At 61.4% G+C, this 19,101-nt stretch carries 21 protein-coding genes; 19 read left to right on the forward strand and 2 right to left on the reverse strand.

The genetic code is table 11. The annotated features are described in order from the left end of the window. The 5 genes from NKH98_RS27815 to NKH98_RS27835 all read left to right on the forward strand — a co-directional run. The coding region (locus tag NKH98_RS27815) for a hypothetical protein (RefSeq protein WP_352903359.1) at positions 1 to 264 on the forward strand (264 nt) is incomplete at its 5' end. An 82-nt stretch (positions 265 to 346) separates the two neighbouring features. After that, complete coding sequence (locus tag NKH98_RS27820) at positions 347 to 775, forward strand: hypothetical protein (RefSeq protein WP_352475513.1); 429 nt, start codon at positions 347 to 349, stop codon at positions 773 to 775. Positions 776 to 1,570: 795 nt separating this feature from the next. Next, positions 1,571 to 1,759, forward strand: a complete 189-nt coding sequence (locus NKH98_RS27825) for a hypothetical protein (protein ID WP_352475512.1) — start codon at positions 1,571 to 1,573, stop codon at positions 1,757 to 1,759. Positions 1,760 to 1,933: 174 nt separating this feature from the next. Beyond that, positions 1,934 to 2,233: a DUF7716 domain-containing protein gene (locus NKH98_RS27830; RefSeq protein WP_164759187.1), complete on the forward strand. Its 300-nt coding sequence runs from the start codon at positions 1,934 to 1,936 to the stop codon at positions 2,231 to 2,233. An 8-nt stretch (positions 2,234 to 2,241) separates the two neighbouring features. Then, a complete protein-coding gene (locus tag NKH98_RS27835; RefSeq protein WP_352509919.1) occupies positions 2,242 to 2,556 on the forward strand; it encodes a hypothetical protein in 315 nt (104 codons plus the stop codon). Positions 2,557 to 2,585: 29 nt separating this feature from the next. Here NKH98_RS27835 and NKH98_RS27840 read toward each other — a convergent pair whose 3' ends face one another. Both NKH98_RS27840 and NKH98_RS27845 read right to left on the reverse strand, forming a co-directional pair. Further along, positions 2,586 to 2,900, reverse strand: a complete 315-nt coding sequence (locus tag NKH98_RS27840) for a hypothetical protein (protein ID WP_352880174.1) — start codon at positions 2,898 to 2,900, stop codon at positions 2,586 to 2,588. Between the two features lie 153 nt (positions 2,901 to 3,053). Continuing rightward, on the reverse strand, positions 3,054 to 3,368 hold the full coding sequence (locus NKH98_RS27845; RefSeq protein ID WP_352903361.1) for a YMGG-like glycine zipper-containing protein: 315 nt from the start codon (positions 3,366 to 3,368) through the stop codon (positions 3,054 to 3,056). Between the two features lie 252 nt (positions 3,369 to 3,620). Between NKH98_RS27845 and NKH98_RS27850 the strand changes: the two genes are divergently transcribed. From NKH98_RS27850 to NKH98_RS27915, 14 genes are all read left to right on the forward strand, one after another. Beyond that, positions 3,621 to 4,193: a hypothetical protein gene (locus tag NKH98_RS27850; protein ID WP_352903362.1), complete on the forward strand. Its 573-nt coding sequence runs from the start codon at positions 3,621 to 3,623 to the stop codon at positions 4,191 to 4,193. A 217-nt stretch (positions 4,194 to 4,410) separates the two neighbouring features. After that, on the forward strand, positions 4,411 to 5,319 hold the full coding sequence (locus tag NKH98_RS27855) for a hypothetical protein (protein ID WP_352903364.1): 909 nt from the start codon (positions 4,411 to 4,413) through the stop codon (positions 5,317 to 5,319). A 24-nt stretch (positions 5,320 to 5,343) separates the two neighbouring features. Then, positions 5,344 to 6,333, forward strand: a complete 990-nt coding sequence (locus tag NKH98_RS27860; protein ID WP_352903366.1) for a Coat protein — start codon at positions 5,344 to 5,346, stop codon at positions 6,331 to 6,333. 208 nt (positions 6,334 to 6,541) lie between these two features. Beyond that, complete coding sequence (locus NKH98_RS27865) at positions 6,542 to 6,793, forward strand: hypothetical protein (RefSeq protein ID WP_352903368.1); 252 nt, start codon at positions 6,542 to 6,544, stop codon at positions 6,791 to 6,793. Positions 6,794 to 7,080: 287 nt separating this feature from the next. Next, positions 7,081 to 7,683 carry a phage connector family protein gene (locus NKH98_RS27870; RefSeq protein WP_352903369.1) on the forward strand — a complete coding sequence of 201 codons (603 nt, stop codon included), beginning with the start codon at positions 7,081 to 7,083 and terminating at the stop codon, positions 7,681 to 7,683. Further along, positions 7,680 to 10,136, forward strand: a complete 2,457-nt coding sequence (locus NKH98_RS27875; protein WP_352903370.1) for a phage tail protein — start codon at positions 7,680 to 7,682, stop codon at positions 10,134 to 10,136. The genes NKH98_RS27870 and NKH98_RS27875 overlap by 4 nt, the downstream gene beginning before the upstream one ends. A 201-nt stretch (positions 10,137 to 10,337) precedes the next feature. Further along, the gene (locus NKH98_RS27880) at positions 10,338 to 10,994 is read left to right on the forward strand and encodes a hypothetical protein (protein WP_352903371.1); all 657 of its coding nucleotides are present in this window, start codon (positions 10,338 to 10,340) and stop codon (positions 10,992 to 10,994) included. A 2-nt stretch (positions 10,995 to 10,996) separates the two neighbouring features. After that, entirely contained in the window at positions 10,997 to 11,488 is a 492-nt protein-coding gene (locus NKH98_RS27885; protein WP_352903372.1) for a hypothetical protein, read from the forward strand. Then, positions 11,488 to 12,177, forward strand: coding sequence for a hypothetical protein (locus NKH98_RS27890; protein WP_352903374.1), 690 nt, complete (start codon positions 11,488 to 11,490; stop codon positions 12,175 to 12,177). Before NKH98_RS27885 ends, NKH98_RS27890 begins: the two co-directional genes overlap by 1 nt. Positions 12,178 to 12,311: 134 nt before the next feature. Then, on the forward strand, positions 12,312 to 13,781 hold the full coding sequence (locus NKH98_RS27895; protein ID WP_352903375.1) for a hypothetical protein: 1,470 nt from the start codon (positions 12,312 to 12,314) through the stop codon (positions 13,779 to 13,781). 289 nt (positions 13,782 to 14,070) lie between these two features. Further along, complete coding sequence (locus NKH98_RS27900; RefSeq protein ID WP_352903376.1) at positions 14,071 to 14,448, forward strand: hypothetical protein; 378 nt, start codon at positions 14,071 to 14,073, stop codon at positions 14,446 to 14,448. A gap of 43 nt (positions 14,449 to 14,491) precedes the next feature. Continuing rightward, a complete protein-coding gene (locus tag NKH98_RS27905; RefSeq protein ID WP_352807229.1) occupies positions 14,492 to 15,112 on the forward strand; it encodes a DUF1851 domain-containing protein in 621 nt (206 codons plus the stop codon). Positions 15,113 to 15,380: 268 nt separating this feature from the next. Beyond that, positions 15,381 to 15,755, forward strand: coding sequence for a hypothetical protein (locus NKH98_RS27910; RefSeq protein ID WP_352903377.1), 375 nt, complete (start codon positions 15,381 to 15,383; stop codon positions 15,753 to 15,755). Positions 15,756 to 15,897: 142 nt separating this feature from the next. Then, a complete protein-coding gene (locus tag NKH98_RS27915; protein ID WP_352903379.1) occupies positions 15,898 to 19,101 on the forward strand; it encodes an SGNH/GDSL hydrolase family protein in 3,204 nt (1,067 codons plus the stop codon).

Below are 19,101 nucleotides of genomic sequence, written 5' to 3' on the forward strand. Positions count from 1 at the left end.
GCCGCCGACCCACAGCAACTGGCCCAGATCCTGTGCATCGAGGAGGAGCGCGTCGTTGCCCGCGACAACACAGTCGCCTTCGCGCGCATGCGATTGCAACTCCCGCACAGCCCGATCCGACATCACTTCGTCAAAGCCGCGGTCAAGGTCAGGCAATACCCCGATGGGACGCTCGCGGTCTTCCACGGGCCCCGCCGCATCGCCCGATACACGCCCGACGGCGCCACAATCCAAGAAACCTGCCGCGCCGGGCAAGCCGCGTGAACCGCTTCGACGCAAAACTGAAGCGGACAAATGATGTGCTACCAAACCGGACAACTTGATTTGCTACCGACATAGGTGAGTGATGCAATATTTTTACATATGGCCGAACGTCGCTGGTGGACTTGGTGAAAACACCGTTCTTGACTCGAGTGTCCATCCGCCAATCGTGACCAAGCTTCACTACGTTATAGAGGGCTGGTTTGGCGATGTGATCGTTACGACGTTCCCGTGTTACCTCGTCACCGAAGACACCCAGCGCGCACTGCAAAAGATGGGTTTTTCAGGCGCGACGTTCGCCGACGCCGAAGTGACAACATCCGAAGAGTTTCATGAGGATCAACCTGGGCAGGAACTTCCACCCTTCGTCTGGCTTAAAGTGAATGGCAAGGCCGGCCGGGACGATTTCGGGATCGCAGCGGACTATCGCCTCGTCATCTCGAAACGCATTCTTGATTTGCTGGAATCATTGGGAATACCGTTTGCTGTCATCGAGCCTTACGATGGTAAGTAGCAATGAGGTTGGGCTTTCATTTTTTTGATCCTCATTAGGTGAATGGTGGACTATTTTTACATAAAGCCCAATGTCGCCGGCGGAATAGGCCGTGGCACCATCATGGACACAAGCGTTCACCCCCTGTTGTGAGCAAACTCACCTACCAGATGGAAGGATGGTTCGGCGATGTTATCATTGCTGGCGATCTGCGTGTGGTCATATAGAGCGTGTGCTGAATCTACTCGACCGCTTTGGTATTCCGTCAGCGACGATTGAGCCCTACGACGGTCGGTAGTGCTATTGTTGCCATAGTTCGCGCCGTAGTGGATGTGCATGAAATCAATCCAGTGAAGTTTGGCGGCAGTTCACCGACAACAGGGGTATGCCGTGGTGGAACCAGTTGCTGAGCGACCTGGGACGATAGCAATGGGACATATTTAACTGAGGGACATTCGACGCACCGGCTGAATCCGCAGTCGTCGACGGCCTGTCCGCACGGTTGGGAGTCGTGCTGCCAAGGATTACATGATTTCCTCAAAGAGCATAATGGAGGCGAAGGTTTCATCGGCAATAACTATACTATTTTTTTAAAGCCGAAGAACTGGCTGACTTCAACCGCGGATATGAGGTTGAAAAATATGCGCCAGGCATCTTCTTATTCGCATCTGACGGAGGAGGTGAAGGCTATGGCTTCGACACTGAAGATGCGGCCATGCCAATCGTACGCATCCCATTCATAGGTATGAATCGGCAATCCGCTGAGACGATAGCGCGTGACCTCGCCGATCTATTTGCTCGGTTGGTGGACTGAAAATGCCCGACCAAAATAGATATTTGCGCCCCAAGGGCATGGAGCTGTTTGAGATCGGCGATCCAGTCAGTTTGGAGAATAAGATCTGGTTGACCAGACAAGGGCATTTTGAAGCGGTGCGCTACTGGAATCGAGCTATCGGGATTCTGCTTAAGGCGGCGCCGGAGAAAGCGGCACCGGCGGATGGGTAGGGTACGGGGAGCACTGACCTTGCGGAGGCCATGACGCTTTCGGCCGATCATTGTGCAAGTTTACGAACCCGGTGTAATGCAACTCGTCCCTAGATCTCAACATGATCGAGGGAGTATCTTCCAGAAAACACTGCATCCGAATGGCCGAGGAGGATTTTCCCTATGGGGAAAAAAATGAAGTTGCTGGATATCGTTGGGCGGTTGTCGGAATTTGACGAGGAGGACCCGGTCTACGCAGCGGAGCCCACAATCTACGCGGCGGAGCCTTGGACAGAGGATTCAGACGCGATGGTTCTGCCTCAGCAGGATGGGGTGTTGGTACCACCCGAGGCAGCTAAAGAGGGCCTGGCATACTTTCTCGAAATCAACCTTGCGATCGAGATTACCGAGGCTTTGGTTGCATCGCAGAAAGAAAAGCCAAGCATTTCTGCCATCTGCGAACGGGTTATTTATTATGCCACCTATGATGCGTGAAAGGTTAAATGTTGACTAACCCACGTTATGACGGACAGCCGCTGCTTAGGCTGCTCGATGTTTATGTGCTCTGGGCGATCGGAGAACTTTCTCAAGAGTCGGAGGATGGCTTGAAAAGGATGGCCCCCAAACTGCGATCGATCTATGGCGGCGACGGACAATGGCATGACGCAATAGCCCACTCTATGCACATGCCCGAGGGAATGCCGGCAGCAATCCGGGATATGTGGGCAAGGAATCTCGAGATCGCCCGCGTCAATGGTGTAACCCTCCCACCCCAGAAATTTGCCGAGATGTTCGTGGACGAAAATTTCGCGGGTTGAACGTTCTTCTCTCTGAGGCTGCGCTATAGCTAGAATTTGCTCAAATCCACTGTGATCCGCAACGGGCTGGTTTTGACGCCTGGCGGCCAACACCTCTGGATTGATTTCGTAAGTTGCTGGGCCGCTTCCGCGGCTGCTTCCGAATGAGGTTCGTAGGATACGACTGTAACCGACTTGACCTTGCCGGCCTTGTCCAATGTCACCTCCAAAATGGCTTTGACACGATTGTCGACGGCGGCCACCGGCAAGACCAGGCATTCGTCAATCCGCCCAACACTGACAGCCTGTCTGGCGTGTGCGGAAACCGAACAAACAACCAGCAGTGAGGTAATCAAAAATCGCATCGTCGCCCCCTTTGGAGAGCAGACGATAGCGCCGAGGTTTAATCAGCGGAAGGACCAAATCATCGGGGGAAAGGATGCGCCGAGGCTGAAGCTGTTTCCCCGCTCCCCGTAGAACGGGGAGCGGGGGCTGATCGGCCGTCGCCAGCGCTACGCTCAATAATTGCCGTTATAATACCGGTCATCGCAGGGGGCGGTGTAGATGCGGCCGTAGCGATCCTGATAGCGGCAGAGCTGTTCGCCGCGCGGTTGCGGGGTGGTGGCGTTGCCGACGACCGCACCGAGCAGGGCGCCGCTGGCTGCGCCGATAACCGTGCTTTTGGTGTTGCCGCCTATGGCCTGGCCGGCAAGCGCACCGGCGCCGGCGCCAAGCATCGCACCGGTGCTGGTTCTCTGCTGTGCTTCGGTCTGCGCGCAGCCTGCCAGCGCGGCGGTTACGAACATGGCGGCAATGGCTCTGGACATGGTCATCGTCTGATACTCCCTTGAAGTCTATGAACTAATACGCGGGCTGATTTTGCCAAGTACGGTCGCATTTGCGGCGGAACATAGGCACCGTGCCTCACGAAATAAGACATGGTTGTTTTTGTCTGACGGCCGGAGACGACGGCTCGGCAAGACGATGCCCAAACGAGACTAATCTTCGACGGCCCCATGTGCCCGATCTGCTTTTTCTACGCAGCGGCCAACTCTTCCTCGAATCCTCAAAAATGGAGAAATCGAATGACACGAGGTCTTGCCCGGACGCTTTCGCGTGCCGCCGCCAGAGAAGCCGGCCTTGCCCCGTCCAAGGCGGGGCTTACCGCCAGGACGACCGGACAGGGCGGCGCCTACCGCACCGTCTTCTCCTTCAATGCCATGCCGGTGCCGGTCACCGATGCACTGGCCTATGCCAGCCAGAAGCTGTTCGATTTCATCGATGGCAAGATCCGTATCAAGGGCGGTACGGCCCGGCTGCAGTTTGCGGTGCTGACTACCCGCGCGTCGACCATCAACGACAATGCCGCGCTGACCTGGTCGCTCGGCTCGGCGGCAGCATCGAGCGCTGTGCTTGCCGGAACCATGGTCAATGTGCTGGCGGCGACCGGCCGTGCGCTGGATGGCGCGGGTGCCGCGCTGTCGAGCGCGTCGATTGCCGATGTTGCCGCAGCCTTGACGCTCGACGGCACCGTGACGCCGGTCGACCTCTATCTCAACCTGGCGTTTGCCACCGGCACCGACATCGATGCCGACGGCACGATTGCCGTGACCGGCACGATCACGCTGCTCTGGGAGAACTGGGGCGACAATGCGTAGGCGCCAATCTCCTTCCTTGAGGGGGAGATGTCGCCGAAGGCGACAGAGGGGGTCGGTTCGACCGGGCGCGACCCCCGGCGACAGATGAGGTCGGCGCTCCACGCGCGGCTACCCCCTCTGGCCTGCCGGCCATCTCCCCCTCGAGGGGGGAGATACCAAGTTCACCGCCAGTGCTCTCATCACCGGCCTTCAAACTCTCAGCAAAAGGAATCTTCTCATGACAGATCTGGCAGACGCCGGGTCCGTGGTGGCGGCGCCACCGGCGGGCAACCTTGCACGGCCACCGGCCAACGGGGACAACGGGTCCGCCCCGCCTGCGGCCAAAAGTTGGTTTGACGGTCTTTCCGAAGGCAACCGCAAGCTTGCTGAAACCAAGGGCTGGACCAAGCCTGAAAGCCTCGATCGAGTTTTCGCCTCCTATGCGGAGCTGGAGCGGCAGCAGGGTGAGAGCCTGCGCGTTCCGGCAGCCGATGCAGCCGCGGAAGACTGGGACAGGTTCCATGCCCGGCTGCCCGAGGCGATGCGTCCGCTGACCTCGCCCGAGAAGGTCGAGTACCGGCGCCCCGACGGGCTCCCCGAAAACTTCGCCTATTCGGACGAGCTCGCCACTGCGTCCAAGGCCTGGGCGGTCGAGGCCGGTGCTACCCCGAAGGTTGCACAGGCCTATCACGACCGCTTCGTCGGCTACATGGCCGAGCAGGCCAAGGCACAGCAAATCGCCGTTGCCCGCTCGGTCGAGACTACGCACGACGACCTCGTGCGGGATTGGGGACCGACCGGGAGCGATGGCTTTCGCCAGAAGCTCGAGGTCGCCAACCGGGCGATGAAGAAGCTCGGCCTGGTCAATGCCTACAAGGCGAAGGGCATCCTTCTGCCGGACGGCGCCTTGACCGACCCGCAGATCGCCAAGGCGTTCCACGCTATCGGCGAGCCGATGTTCCGCGAAGACACGATCGACGGCAATGCTGCCTTGAGCGGAGGCAACCCCTTCAAGCGCAATGCCGCCGGCGAGCGCAACCTGACTGGCATCTCGGCGCTCGTCAAAAGCGACCCCGCCCGCGCCCGGCGGCTGGCACGCGAGGCCGGCGAAAACCCCGACCTGTGGATGCCCAACAACCCTCTTTGACCCCAAACCTGAAGGAAGACAAAAATGGCAGACGCCTACACCCGTATCGCGGACGCGATCGTTCCGTCCGTCTACGCGCAATACTCGTTCGAGGAGCACGTCCAGTCGCTGGAGATTTACCAGGCCGGGATCCTGTTTTCCGACCCGTCGATCGCCTCGAAGCTCAGCCTGGGCGGGCGCTCCGTCGACATGCCCGGCTGGAAGGATCTCGGCAACGATCCTTCCGAGCCGGTCAATGACGACCCGGCCGACTCGATCGAGATGAAGAAGATCGGCGCGCGCCGCGAAGTCGCGGCCCGCAATGTGCGTGCGCAGGCCTGGGGCATCCCGGACCTGACCTCGATCCTTGCCGGTGACGATCCGCAGAAGCTCATCGTGCGTCGCCAGACCGACTACTGGCAGCGCGCCAACAAGCTGACGCTGCTCGGAATCCTGAAAGGCGTGCTGGCCGACAACATCGCCAATGACGGCGGCGACCTGGTGCGCGTCACCGGCGCCTCCATCGTCGACACCGACATCATCGAGGCCGCCTATCTGATGGGCGACCGCGCCGACAAGTTCAAGACGATCTGGATGCATTCGAAACAGATGAAGGCACTGAAACTCGCCGATCTCATCGACTATGTGCCGTTGTCCGAGCAGGGCGGGCCGCTGATCCCCTATTACATGGGGCTGAGGGCCGTCGTCGATGACGACATTCCGGTTGCCGGCGGCGTCTACACCGCGTTCATGTTCAAGGACAAGGCGATTCTGTGGAACGAGCTGCCGGTCAACACCGAAGGCGGGCCGCTCGAGTTCGACCGCAAGCCGCGGCAGGGCCATGGCGGCGGCGTCACTGAAATGGTCGGCCGCCGGCATTTCGTGCCGCATGTGCCGGGCACCCGCTTTCTCGACGCGTCCTCGGCCGGCGAATTCGCCACCGATGTCGAGTTGGCACTGGCGGCAAACTGGGACCGCACGGCCTCGAGCGTCAAGCACATGACGTTCATCGCGCTGAAGACGACCGAGTCCTGATCGGCGAAGGGGCGGGCGTCCGACGTCTCGCCCCTTCGGGACGCCAGGTCGGCCACGGTGGCGAATCCCAAGTTCACCCGCTGCGCTGCGTCAGAGTGATGTGAATTTTGGGGTTCGCTACAACATTCATGTTGCCCTTTGGCCAATCGACGGCACCAAACAGTTACAAGAAAGGGCGATGCTGACTGTCTCGGCAAGGGAGGTAACTATGAACATGAAGTACAAAACAGTTCAGGAAGTGCTCCGAAAAGCGGGGATTGTCATGAGCAAGAAGGGGGAAGTTCATCGCATAAACTTCTTCAGCGGTCTGGAAAACACCGCCTACTACACGCCGAGTCTTCAGGATGCCCTGGACAAGGGCTTGGCTATGGCAGGAGGTGCCGGAAGGGCGAAATCAGGCGCCTTTGTCAAGTCAGCCGAAACAGGGCAGTGGATCGCGACCAGCGCACGCGTCGGCTGACACAATCAAGGCAAGACATCGCCGCGTTGCGCGGCGGTGTCGTGAAACTGCAATAGCCCAAGCATTGCCGTCTTTCTTGCTCGAATGGGAAAAAGACGGCTGACGAAGCGTCTGCCACGCCATTTCCTGACGGGCGGTTGGTGGCGTGACGGCCTCATGCACGAGACGTGCAACATCTGCCCAAGCCAAAATCACAAGAAATCCCCAGCCGCCTCGAAGCGGCTTTTTGCCGTGGAGACACCATGCCCCGTTTTCCCCGACCAACCACACAGCCGGAGGCCTGAGCTATGGCCATCACCCCGCTCGACATCGCCAACATGGCGCTCGCCGTGCTCGACGAGACGCCGATCGACAGCCTCGACCAGGACGCCAAGGCGGCGCGCCTGCTCAATCTGCATTTTGACCTGACCCGCGAGGCCGAATTGACCAAGCACGCCTTTGTCTTCGCCATCCTGGCGGCCTCGGTCGCCGGCTTCGACACCGGCAGCGGTGCTGGCACGCTGAACTTTGCCTATGAGCTTCCTGCCGATTGCCTGCGGCCCTTGCCGCTGACGGGGAATGGCGAGCCGGACGGCGTTCCGCTCTCATGGCGGCAGGAGGCCGGGCTGATCTATTCCGATCAGGCCGGCCCGCGCATCATCCGCTATGTCGCCAACCTGACCGACCCCAACGACTGGGACGCGCTGTTCAGCGAAGTGATGGTGGCGGCGCTCGCCGTCAAGATCGCGCATCCCTTGACCCACAAGGCCGGCATGATCGACGTCGCCCGCAGCGCCTATGACAGGGCGCTGGACGCCGCCTACTCGGCCAATGCCATCCAGCGCGGCGGCAGATTATCCAGAACCTCCTGGGCTCTCCAGCGCGGCGACAACAGGTTCGTCGGCCGATGACCACGCTCTATCCGGTCCAGGACGCTTTCATCCGCGGCGAGATTTCTCCCCGCTTGCATGCTCGCGCCTCGCTCGAGCTTTACCGGGCGGCGCTGTCGAAATGCACCAACTTCGTCACGCTGCCGCATGGCGGCATCAGGAAGCGCGGCGGCACCTATTTTTGCGCTGAGGTGAAGGCTCCATCAAAGGCGACACGGCTGATCCCGTTCATCTTCTCGGCCGACCAGGCCTATGCGCTCGAATTCGGCGATCTCTACATCCGCGTCTATGCCTATGGTGCGCGTGTCGGCACGGTCGAAGTCGTTTCGCCTTATCTCGAGGCCGATCTGTTCGACCTGCAATTCGTCCAGTCGGCAGACCAGATGTGGATCACCCACAAGGATCATCCGGTCAAAGTGCTGACGCGCACCGCGCACACGACCTGGACGCTCGCCGATTTCGTCTTTCTCGACGGCCCATACGACAAGATCAACACCACCGCCACGACGTTGACACCGGCCGCAACCGGCAACGCCATGCCGGTCATGGCCTCGAATACGCTGCCAAGCGGCACGGTCAGCAACAGCAACGGCTCATCCGACGTGTGGCAGGTGTTCGATGGCGACAAGCAGAAGGGGGAGAACATAGCGGGCTTTCCGAGCGGGTATCTGCGCTACCAGTTCGGCGGCGGCGGGACCAAGACGGTCGACGCCTACTGGATTACCGCCACGAATGATCACTCAGACACTGCATCGCCGACCCAGTGGCAATTCCAGGCCTCGCACAACGGCACCGACTGGACGACGCTCGACAGCCGGGACGGAGAGACCGGCTGGTCCAAGTCGGAAACCCGCTTCTTCGACGGCTTCAACAACACGGTTGCCTACGAATATTATCAGCTGCTGTTTTCAGGTGGCGGCAGCGATGGAACCGCTATCGCCGAACTGGCCTTGCACGAATACGCGCCGTCGCAAACGCCGTTCGATCTTTCGGCCTCCTCGATCGTCGGCATCAATGACGGCATCGGCTTCCAGACCAGCGATATCGGTCGCGCCATTCGTCTGCTTGGCGCGGACGGCTTCTGGCGCTGGGCCAAGATCATTGGCCGGACCAGCACGACGGTAGTCACGGTCCAGTTATACGGGCACGCTCTGCCCGATCTCAGCCCGATCATCCGCTGGCGTCTCGGCACGTTCGTGCCCGGCAAGTACGTCCAGAGCGGTTCGCTTTACGAGGAGCGCCTGGCGTTCAGCCGAAAATTCTCGGTCTATGCCTCGCAAACTGGCGATTTCGATAACTTCGCCACCGGTGAGAAAGACACCGACGCGCTGGAATTCGTGCAGGCAGGTGGCGGCCAGGCCAATGACATTACGTGGGTGGCGGAATCGGACGGTGCGCTGATCATCGGAACGCTTGGCGGGGTGAGGGCGCTGTCGGGCTCGGGCATCGACGAGGCGCTGACGCCGTCCTCGTTCAAGAACCGCCGGTCGCGGACCTTTGGCTGTGCCCCGCTGCGTCCCGTCGATGCGGGGCAGTCGTTCCTATATGTCACCCGCTCCCGCAAATCGATCGCCGAGCTAACGCAAAACGCCACCGGTCGCTTCACTTCCGACGATGTCGGTCAAATATCGGAGCACATTGCGAAGAAAGGCGTCGTCGAACTCGCCTTCCAGACCGACCCCGACCCGCTGCTGTGGTTTCCGCTCGGGGATGGCGAGCTCGGCGGCTACACGCAGCAGCCGTCGCAAGACGTTCGCGGCATGCATATCCACCAGATCGCCGGAAGCTTCGCTGGATCGAACTGGGCTGTTGTCGAAAGCGCCGTGGTGACGCCCGGCCAGGACGGCAACGACGATCTCTGGCTGATCGTCAAGCGCACGATCGGCGGCGTGACCAGGCGCTATATCGAAATAAAAACCGCGCCGTTCGAGTATGGCAGGATCGGCGATGCATTCGAAGTCGACTGCGGCCTGACCTATGACGGCGTCGCTGTCGGCACGGTCTCAGGGCTTGGTCATCTCAACGGCGAAACAGTCGACGTCCTGGCCGATGGCAAGGTCTACAAGGGCCTTGCGGTGGCGGCTGGCGCGGCTTCGCTGCCCGGTGGGGCTACGGCAGCCAAATGGCAGGTCGGGCTCGGCTACCAGTCCGAAGCCAACACGCTGGAGCTCGATGTCGGCGGCCGCGACGGATCGATCGTCGGCCGGCGCAAGAAGGTGGCCAAGCTCATTCTTTCGCTGCTGGAGACCGACACAACCGGGCTTCAGGTCCAGTCGTTCATCCGCGGCCGCTGGGAGCAGGTTCGCATCCCGTCCGTGATTGCTCCCGATGGCATGGCGAAATTGTTCACCGGCAATGTCGAGGTGCCGATCGACGACAGCTGGGAAGGGCAGGGGCGGGTGAAGATCCGCCACCTCAATCCAACGCCCTGCACGATCAGGGCGATAACGCCGGTGTTCGACGCCGAGCCTTAGTTAATCTCCCCCCTCGAGGGGGAGAGATGTCGCCGAAGGCGACAGAGGGGGTCGGCACGTCCTGACGCGGCCTCCCATCGCGAATTGAAGGGGTTGGCGCTCCACGCGAGACGACCCCCTCTGGCCTACCGGCCATCTCCCCCTCGAGGGGGGAGATCACTTCTCTGTCCTCCATCGCTTCCCCAACCGAGGAACCCACCCGTGACCCCAACCCATGCCGAAGACCTCGGCAGGGCGCGGACGGCTGCCGATTTCGCTGCCATCCGCGCCTTGCTCGACACCGACCTTAACAATGCCATCGCCCGCAAGCAGGAGCTGCAACAGGCCGAGGATCGCGCGATTTTCGGCGAGGGCGACCTGGCAGCAGCCCGTGCCGCCCTTGACGACTGCAACGATGCAATTGCGCTGATCGAGCAGACCATCGAGGCAGCGGACAAGCGCCGCATCGCCGCCGCCCGAAGCGAAGCCCGCGTCGACATTGAAGCGCTTGGCGCCGAGATCCGAACAAAGGCGGCTTCCCTCGGTGAGCGCTGGAGGAGCGTTCACGAGCTGATCGAGCAGCTGCGCCAGGAGCTGTTCGCGGCCGATGCCTTGAGCCGCGCCGTCGCCACCGCCAACGGCATTCTTGATGCCGACGGCGCCGTCGACCTGAAGGTCAACCTGACCACCATCCGGCGCACCGCCATGGCCGGCCCGCGGGCCACAGCACCCACGCGTCTCAGCCGCCCGGCAATCCAGGCCGACCGGCTGCTTTTGTCCTTTCTCAGCCCCGGCGGCGTGCTCGACCGGCGCTCTGCGATCGGCGCACCGGTCGACGGCATCAAAAGCAAATTCATTCCCGCCGGCGAACGAGGCTGACCATGTGCACACTAGCTCTTATCGGTACGGCGCTTTCCGTCGGCGGCGCGCTGGCGGAAGGCCAGCAGTCCAAGCAGATGGCCGACTACCAGGCCAAAGCCTATGAACAGCAGGCGCGGGCCGACGCCCAAAGCTCGGCCTTCGAGCAGGGCCAGGAGCGCCACAAGCAGGATCTCCTCCAGGCGCAGGCGCGTGCCCAGGCCGGCACTTCGGGCGTCGCCATCGCAGGCTCGCCGACCGAAGTGCTGGCCGCCAATGCCAGGCAGGGCCAGCTCGACCTCAAGGCGATCCAGTACGGCTCGCAGCTGCGCCAGAACGGTCTCGCCACGCAAGCGGCGATCGCGCGCTTTTCCGGCAAGCAGGCGGTGGGCGCCTCGATCTTCAAGGCCGGCGGCAACCTCGTGTCGGGCATCTCCGGCCTCTACGACCCGGCCAAGGCGGTGACGTTCGGCAGAAGCGCCTTCCCGCCGGCGCCGGGTGGAGGCCTCTACTGATGGCCACCATCCCGCTCCAGCTTGCCCAACGCCGGCTCGATATCGGCACTGTGGCCTCCTATCCCGACGGCTCGCCGGTGGGCGCCGCCATGCAAGGCTTTGGCGACGAGCTCTCGGCGATTGCCAAGCGCTTCCGGCAGCAGAAGCGGCAGCAGGATGCGTTCGACGCCGACATTATCGGCCGCGAGCTGAACGCACGCATCGCCCACGCCGAGGCCGTGGCGGTGCAGACCGCGCCGGCCGACGGCAGCGGCCTGCACGACTTCATGTATGGCCAGCTCGATCCGCGCAGCGCCGGCGTCGTCAAGCCCGGCCTGTTCGACCAGATCTTCGACGACACCGTGGCGAAAGTGCCGGAGGGCGAACGCGCCAATTTCCTGGCGCAAAAGCAGGCGTTGCGGCTCGCCGGCTCGGCGCGCATGGCCGCGCAGCAGCACGCGCGGCGCCAGAGCTATGAACAGACCGAGTGGAGCGAGGTCGAGCAAATCTATACCGGCTCGATCGCGCAAAGCGACCCGAACGACATAGAAACATTCGAGGCGATCAGGCAGAGCGGGCTCGACCTGATCGGCAAGATGGGCAACCCGCTTGCCCGCCAAGCGGCCGAAACCGCCTGGCGCAGCAAGACGGCGAAAGCGCTCGTCAAGGCGATGATCGCCCAGGACCCGAAGCGCGCCCTGAGATGCTAGGTGGGGGGTCGGGAGCGACTGACGGCAGGACCAAGGACGATACCGTCGAGGCTGTGAGTGGGCCTCCGGCGGATGGAACTGCCGCACCGGCTTCGCTCCGTGACCGCGTAGGCAAGCTTACGCCGGACCAAACGTTGGCGCAGGCTTTTGGGGGCGACATTGCCCCCGAAGAGCGGCCAGGGTTGGTCCAGCAGGCCCGAGCCGCCGACGCGATGCGGCAAGTCGAAAAACGCACAAACATTATCCTGGCCGAGCAGAATGCGCCGGCCGACATCAGGGACAATGGAACCTATTCCGGCCCGATCCCAACGCCGGAACAGTTCGTCGCTCTGTATGGCGCTACCGAAGGCGCCAGGCGCTTCGAGGCGTTCAACAGGACCGTTGAGGTTAATCGTCAATTCCACGGCATGCGCGACCTGTCGAATAACGCCGTGCGGGCCATGGTCAAGGACGCCGACCCCACCGCAGATAGTTCAACGCCGGAAGTGGACAAAGCGCGCCATGACGCTATCGCCACCGCCGCGGACCTGACGTTCAAGGCCAGGCAGGCCGATCCGGGCGGCTATGTCCGCGAGGCATTCGCGAACCTTGATGCGGCCTGGAGCAACCTGTCGAAGCCGGGAGACTATCGGGCGGCGATCATTGGCTCCATCGCCGCCCAGCAACAGTTGGGTTTTGAGACCGCCCAGCCGCTACCCAACTCTGTCGCTGAGGACATTGTCGGCAGACTCAAGGCCCAGCCGCAACACCAGACCGCAGAGCTGCGCAATGTGTTCGCCGCGCTACCGAATCAAGCCGCGCGCGAAGCAGTGCTGAGCCACCTGCTTCAGACCAGCGCGTCCCAAACAGATAAAAGCATCGCGGACAGGTCGGTCCGGGCAGTTGTAGTCGACCCGATGATGCTGCTCGATTTAGCCAACACTGTCGAGCCAGGACGATCGGTATCAAACGCGGAACTCACCAGCTACTTACCGACGAATCAAGAGTGGCTCGGGAGATTGATAGCCGGCGACAGTGAGCGGGGGAGCCTGTGGCGTCTTCTCGCGCAAAAACTCGTGGGCTCCGATGGGCTTGGCGAAGACAGCATCTCGGTGGCCGACTTCACGCCATTGGCGGCGTCGTTTGCACTGGAGAAGGCTGGAAATGCAGCGCTGGAAGGTAACTACGGCGAAACACTGCTCAATGCCGCGGGCGCAATTCCTGGCGATAGGTTGGCGGCCGTGGCGCTGGAACGCGTCGCCGCGAAGATTGCCAAGCCATGGGTAGAGAAACTCCCAATATTTTCGAGGCTGCCGACTGACCTAGCCGAAGGCGGCGAGGCGCTTTTTCATGGTGTAGATGCCGAAACCCTTAGACACCAGCAAGCGCTTGCGCGCTCGGTCTCGCCACCAATGTCACGCCGGAAGACACCACCCGGCGAAATATCCGACAGTGCAGTTGAAACCGCGCTATCAGCTGCGATGCTTGCTAGGGATACGTCCAAAGTTAAACATGCCGGGGCGAAGGTTGGATGGGCTCCGTCCAACGACTATCGAAAAACCTTTTTCGATGCGAATCCTAGTCTCAACAAAAGCGACTATAGAGTGCATCATGGCGTCGAGTAGGGAGTTTTTAAGAGGTATCCCGGGCTTTTTACAGAGCAAGAGCTGCATTCAATCGAGAATCTTCGTGGAATCCGGAACGAGTTCGACATAAACTTGCACCTGAAGGTAATTCGCAGCGAATGGGAATATTTCTATAAGAAAAACCCTCATGCCACTCGTCGGAATGTTCTTGACTATGTTACAGAAATCGACAAGAAATATGGGCATTTGTTCGATCCACCAATAGGTGAATGATGAGATACTTTGAATTCTACCCGATGTGGCCGGCGGATTGGGTGACGGCACTGTCATGGATACCAGTGTCCACCCTCCTATCGTAAGCAAGCTCGTGTACCAGATGGAGGGATGGATCGGTGATGTTCTTATAACAAGCTTTCCATGTTTTCTCGTGACGGAAGAGGCCGCGCACGCATTGTCAGAAATCGGCTTCACCGGAGCGACATTCGCCCCTGTCGAAGTCGTAACGGCCGAAGATTTCCGCGAACTTCAGCCCGAGGTAGAGCTTCCATCTTTCGTGTGGCTGAAGGTTAGCGGGAAAGCGGGTCGCGATGACTTCGGCATCGCCAAGAATCTTAACCTCGTCTTATCTGAGCGAGTCTTCGATGTGTTTGATGAACGAGGTCTCCCTTCCGCTACCATCAAGCCGTTCGACGTTCGGCAAGAGTAGGCTGGTGCCGTCAGATTGATCGGCTGATTAATTGGAGATCGCAATGTTCGAGACATTTCGCCAAAACTTCCCGGTGGATAGCAGGGTGCCCGCGGACACCGGCAATTTCTCCCTGGATACGAAAGTGCCTGGGTTAGCCGAGTTGCTGACCAGCTTCGGCGGTGCTTCGTTCAAGCACGGTTTGTACAGGATAATCCGGGCGCAGGACGTGGCACGTTGGAACGCACGTGTCTGCCTGGGTTTTCCGGAATTCACCGGCCGGATCACCTGCTTTGGTTATGATTGGCTGGGGACGGCGCTTGCAGTCGACAGCCAAAGGCTGGAACAAGGGGAACCTGGTGTCGTGATGTTCGAGCCCGGCACGGGAGAGGCGCTCCAAGTGCCGGCCAACATCCGCACCTTCCACGAGGTCGATGCCATAGAGGATGAAGACGCGGCGTTGGCCGCCAATCTTTACGCTGATTGGGGCGAGGCTGGTGGCGCCGAGCCGGCTTACAACCAATGCATCGGCTATAAGATACCGCTGTTTCTCAACGGCAAGGACGAAATCAAAAACCAGGAGCTGTCGGACCTGGAAGTTTATTGGCACATAATGGGCCAACTTATTGCGAAGGTGAAAGACCTGCCACCGGGAACACCTGTCAATATCCGAGACCTTCTCTAAAACAGGGGTTTTCCGCTGAGCCGCCACTCGGGACTCCCGTTCGAAGCATGGCTAGAAGCGGTATTTGCCTCTGGTCCGAAGGGGTGCGACCCCCGCGGTCTGTGATGCGCTATCCGTTTTGTGGCCGGACGGTCCGGGTAGAGCGTGCCGCAACTAGCCAGCGGTCTGATTGTGGTCACGATGCTGGCTTATGGCCTGATAACCGCAGAGCGGTCCAGTCGGTGGTGCCTTCTGGATCGTCTCCCATTTCAGACGAAGGATTGACCTGTTGCGCACTGACTCTTTTTCGACCATGGCAAGGATCGTTTTTCTGCTCACCTTGGCCGGCGTTCTCCTGCTCGCGCTTTCGCCGGTGCGCTTCCTGCAGGAGTTGGACCTGGGCTTCACCTTCCACCACGACAAGCTCAACCACGCCGCGGCATTCGCGGTGCTGGCGGCGCTTGGAAGCCTCGGCTGGCCGGAACACAAGACGAGACTGGTCCTGCTCCTCGCCATCACCGGCGCGGCGATCGAGCTTCTTCAGGGCGCCCAACTGATCGCGCGCGATATGGATATCCGCGACTGGGTCGCCGACTGCGCCGGCATGGCCTGCGGACTGGCGGCGATGGGCGGCACAAGAAGGCTCATTGGCGGATTGCTGTAGCCCGTTGCCGCTCTCTCTCCGGAAAATCGCCGGCTGCGCCGGATAGCGCGGTGTCCGGCCGCGTAGCTTAAGTTTCCCACCGACAGCACTGAACCCCTTCCAGCCTCGCTTATGCGGGGCTTTTTTATGGAGCAAAGCCCTCATGTCCCGACCTGCAACTGCCGCCGTTCGCCTCCTGACCGGCGAACGCGAACCCGTGCGCCTCGCGACCACGGCCGACATCCTACTGCACGGCCTGCAGGCGATCGACGGCGTGCCGGCCGAGGTCGGAGACCGCGTGCTGGTCAAGGACCAGGCCGACCCGACGCAGAACGGCATCTACACGCCGAGCGCAGGCGAATGGTTCCGCGCCGCCGATGCCCGCACTACGCGCACCCTGCAGAAGGGCACGACGGTCCACACCCAGATCGGATCGGTCAATGCGGACCGCGTGTTCGAGTTCACGGCCGACGAACCGGCCGTCGGCGCCGATGCCATCACCATCGCCGCATCCGTTCCGCCCGACATCGCGGAGATGGTCGACGAGGTCGAAGCATTGCGCGATGAAACCCAGGCGCTGAAGGATGCTGCCGAAGCCAGCGCCGGCCAGGCATCCGCCAGCGCAGCCGCTTCCGCCGCGAATGCCGGGCAAACTACAGCCGACCGGGCTGCGACCAATTCCGATGCCGTCGCCGCCGCGGCGGCCGTCATCAACGCTCAGGCCGCACGCGACGCATCGCTTTACGGCAAGGGCATTTTCCCGACGACTGCCGCCGCAATCGGCTTCGGCGTTGCCGGCAACGGTGCGATCACGCCAGGCTCGGGCGGCGCCAACGGCACATTCGACCTGGCGTTTACCGGCGGCACCGGGTCGGGCGCTGCCGGCCGCTTCGTGGTGGCGGGCGGCGCGCTGACGCAGATACTGATCACGGCGCCGGGCTCCTACACAGTGGCGCCGACGTTCAGCTTTGCGGCGTCGGCAGGACTGGCCGGCGCCGCCGCTGCGGCGGTGCTGGGCAGGAATGTCGATGTCGGCGAGTATTTCTGGACCGAAGTTTCGACTGGTTCTTTGGGGTTGTTCAATGTCGGGGCCGGACCGGTGGCAGTTGATACGGGCGTCCGGGCGGCAACGGCGGAAATTGGCCTGATCAGCTCAAGGATCGTCGGACCCGTTCCAATCACGGGTTCCGTCGGCGGCACGGTGATTACGAACGACAGCGTCTATTTCTGGCCTGGATCGCTGTCGACGGTCGATGAATATCTGTCGACCTTGGAGCTTGGATTTGGCATCGTGCCGGGAACAGCCCACATCCTTATTGCCCACGTCGAGGGCGACGGGACGCTTAGCCTGGTTTCCGAGCAGACAATGTCCGTTCCAGCCGGCCCGTCGTCTGTTGTTTCAGGGCTTTCGATCCTGAAGCCTGCCGGCAGCGTCATGGGCGTCCAGCGCACTGGCGCTGGTAGCTGGTACTACACTGCCGGGGCAATTCCGAACGGCGAAGTCGAGTGGTTCACGGCGGCGGTTCCGGCCTCGCACACTGCCAAGACTATAGGCGCTGTAAATGGTCCGCAGTGGAAGGCGACCTTCACCGGCGAAGTCGCCGTCAAGGCGCGTGCTGCCTATACCACGGCAAACGGTCTCGTTTCCGCTGTCGGCGTTAGCCAGGAAATCGGCTGGCCGACGCTGGTCAACACGGGGTCGGACGTTCCGGGCAGCTACAGCGTCATCATGCAGACGCCAGCGCCGGCCGACGGCCATATTACAGCGGTGGACGTTGGCGCTGGCGCTGGCGCCGGCGCTGCGCTCATTCATGTAGTGGACTATCTCGGCGGGTTGGTGGTCAACATCCTAAGCACATATGCGGTGACGCTGGTCAACGGGGTCGTTCATATCCCGCTGGGTATCCCAATCCCAGCCGGCAAATATCCGGCGATCAGCGGTGGCGCCTACAAATTTCAAAACAACGTCAACCCGCAAGGCATCCCGGCATGGATCAAATCAGGCGCGCTGTCGAATGGCGCGACCGTAGCATCGTCCGCCCAGCATCGGTACGAGGTCCGCTTTACGATCAAGACCGGTCTGCTCGCCGATGCCGACCGGGCCTTGACCGGCGGCGCTAGCAATACCGGCATGAACCTGCTGGCTAGCGCCGATCCTAACGGCGTCGTCGATGCGACCGCGCTGTTTGCGTCCGCGGCGAGCGCTCATCCCAATCCCTATGTGCCGCCTGGAAATTTCGCCTTGACGGCCATTCCCGCATCTGGCGACGGTTTTTGGGGACCTGGCAAGCCGGCCGTCAACAGTAAGCGCTTCTTCATTCCGCGCCGGCCGTCGCTGCAAAATCTCTATGACGGCTTTCGCGCGACGATGGCCGAACACATCGCCAACAACGATGTGCTCTGCCTGATCGCCGATAGCATCGGCCATTGGGCGCTTGCCAGCGACGGGCCGAAACACTGGTTCAACCTGGTTACGCGTTTTGCCAATATCGGCATTGCCGACGATGAACCGGGCATGACTGCTTTGCGGCCAAGCTCTACCTACCTTCCGACTTTCTATGGCGTTACCGCCGCCGGGAGCGTGTCGACAGGGTCGCGCGGGCCGATCGGCGAGAGCATCATCCTCGCCGCCGGCGCTTCCTTGGCGTTTACCGGCACCTATGAACAGGTCGACGTCCACTACACTCAGGACGCCGCTCAGGGATCGCTTGCCTTTGTCTTCAACGGCGGCGCGGCGTACAAAACCGTCAACTGCGCCGGCGCCCTGGCGCTTGATAGGTATTCGGGGCCGTCGCTCACCGGGCAGGCGGCAAGCGGCAATTACACTCTTACGGCTGTCGGCGGTCCTGTCGAGATTACCGGGCTCATCAGGCTTGGCGTCAAGGCGGCCGGCTCGCGTCCGCGCCTGCGCACCTTGCGCGCGGCACACGGCAGCTATGCCTTCTCGTCATTCAACACCGCGCGTCTTACATCGGCCGCCGCTCAATGCGGCTACGCCGGCGGCAAGATCGTGCCCATCCTGGCGCTCGGCATCAATGACAGCTTTGGCACGCCGCCGGCCACGATATCGGCAAACATCGCAACAATCATCAACACGCTGGAAGCGGCCGCTGCACCGCGTATCCTTGTGATGCCGCCGACGCGGCCGTCAGCCGCATGGGATGCAAGCTACACGGGCGGTCGGAGCTATGATGCCGCCCTTGGCGCAATCCGTCAAACCTATCGATCGCGCAATGTGCTGACCATCCCGATCGACGGCTTCGACTACATCAATTCGGGAAACTATCAAGAGGGCTTGCATTTCAACGATGCCGGCCATGACGGCAATGCGCTGCGCTTCATCGAACAAGTCGCGGAAAGGGGATAA

The sequence above is a fragment of the Mesorhizobium sp. M0833 genome (assembly GCF_040319905.1).
In the GTDB taxonomy this organism is placed as follows: Bacteria; Pseudomonadota; Alphaproteobacteria; order Rhizobiales; family Rhizobiaceae; genus Mesorhizobium.

Excerpts from the sequence above, each read along its gene's own strand:
- NKH98_RS27820 (WP_352475513.1), top strand. The coding sequence starts at position 347 with ATGCAATATTTTTACATATGGCCGAACGTCGCTGGTGGACTTGGTGAA.
- NKH98_RS27825 (WP_352475512.1), top strand. The coding sequence starts at position 1,571 with ATGCCCGACCAAAATAGATATTTGCGCCCCAAGGGCATGGAGCTGTTT.
- NKH98_RS27830 (WP_164759187.1), top strand. The coding sequence starts at position 1,934 with ATGAAGTTGCTGGATATCGTTGGGCGGTTGTCGGAATTTGACGAGGAG.
- NKH98_RS27835 (WP_352509919.1), top strand. The coding sequence starts at position 2,242 with ATGTTGACTAACCCACGTTATGACGGACAGCCGCTGCTTAGGCTGCTC.
- NKH98_RS27840 (WP_352880174.1), bottom strand. The coding sequence starts at position 2,900 with ATGCGATTTTTGATTACCTCACTGCTGGTTGTTTGTTCGGTTTCCGCA.
- NKH98_RS27845 (WP_352903361.1), bottom strand. The coding sequence starts at position 3,368 with ATGACCATGTCCAGAGCCATTGCCGCCATGTTCGTAACCGCCGCGCTG.
- NKH98_RS27850 (WP_352903362.1), top strand. The coding sequence starts at position 3,621 with ATGACACGAGGTCTTGCCCGGACGCTTTCGCGTGCCGCCGCCAGAGAA.
- NKH98_RS27855 (WP_352903364.1), top strand. The coding sequence starts at position 4,411 with ATGACAGATCTGGCAGACGCCGGGTCCGTGGTGGCGGCGCCACCGGCG.
- NKH98_RS27860 (WP_352903366.1), top strand. The coding sequence starts at position 5,344 with ATGGCAGACGCCTACACCCGTATCGCGGACGCGATCGTTCCGTCCGTC.
- NKH98_RS27865 (WP_352903368.1), top strand. The coding sequence starts at position 6,542 with ATGAACATGAAGTACAAAACAGTTCAGGAAGTGCTCCGAAAAGCGGGG.
- NKH98_RS27870 (WP_352903369.1), top strand. The coding sequence starts at position 7,081 with ATGGCCATCACCCCGCTCGACATCGCCAACATGGCGCTCGCCGTGCTC.
- NKH98_RS27875 (WP_352903370.1), top strand. The coding sequence starts at position 7,680 with ATGACCACGCTCTATCCGGTCCAGGACGCTTTCATCCGCGGCGAGATT.
- NKH98_RS27885 (WP_352903372.1), top strand. The coding sequence starts at position 10,997 with ATGTGCACACTAGCTCTTATCGGTACGGCGCTTTCCGTCGGCGGCGCG.
- NKH98_RS27890 (WP_352903374.1), top strand. The coding sequence starts at position 11,488 with ATGGCCACCATCCCGCTCCAGCTTGCCCAACGCCGGCTCGATATCGGC.
- NKH98_RS27900 (WP_352903376.1), top strand. The coding sequence starts at position 14,071 with ATGGATACCAGTGTCCACCCTCCTATCGTAAGCAAGCTCGTGTACCAG.
- NKH98_RS27905 (WP_352807229.1), top strand. The coding sequence starts at position 14,492 with ATGTTCGAGACATTTCGCCAAAACTTCCCGGTGGATAGCAGGGTGCCC.
- NKH98_RS27915 (WP_352903379.1), top strand. The coding sequence starts at position 15,898 with ATGTCCCGACCTGCAACTGCCGCCGTTCGCCTCCTGACCGGCGAACGC.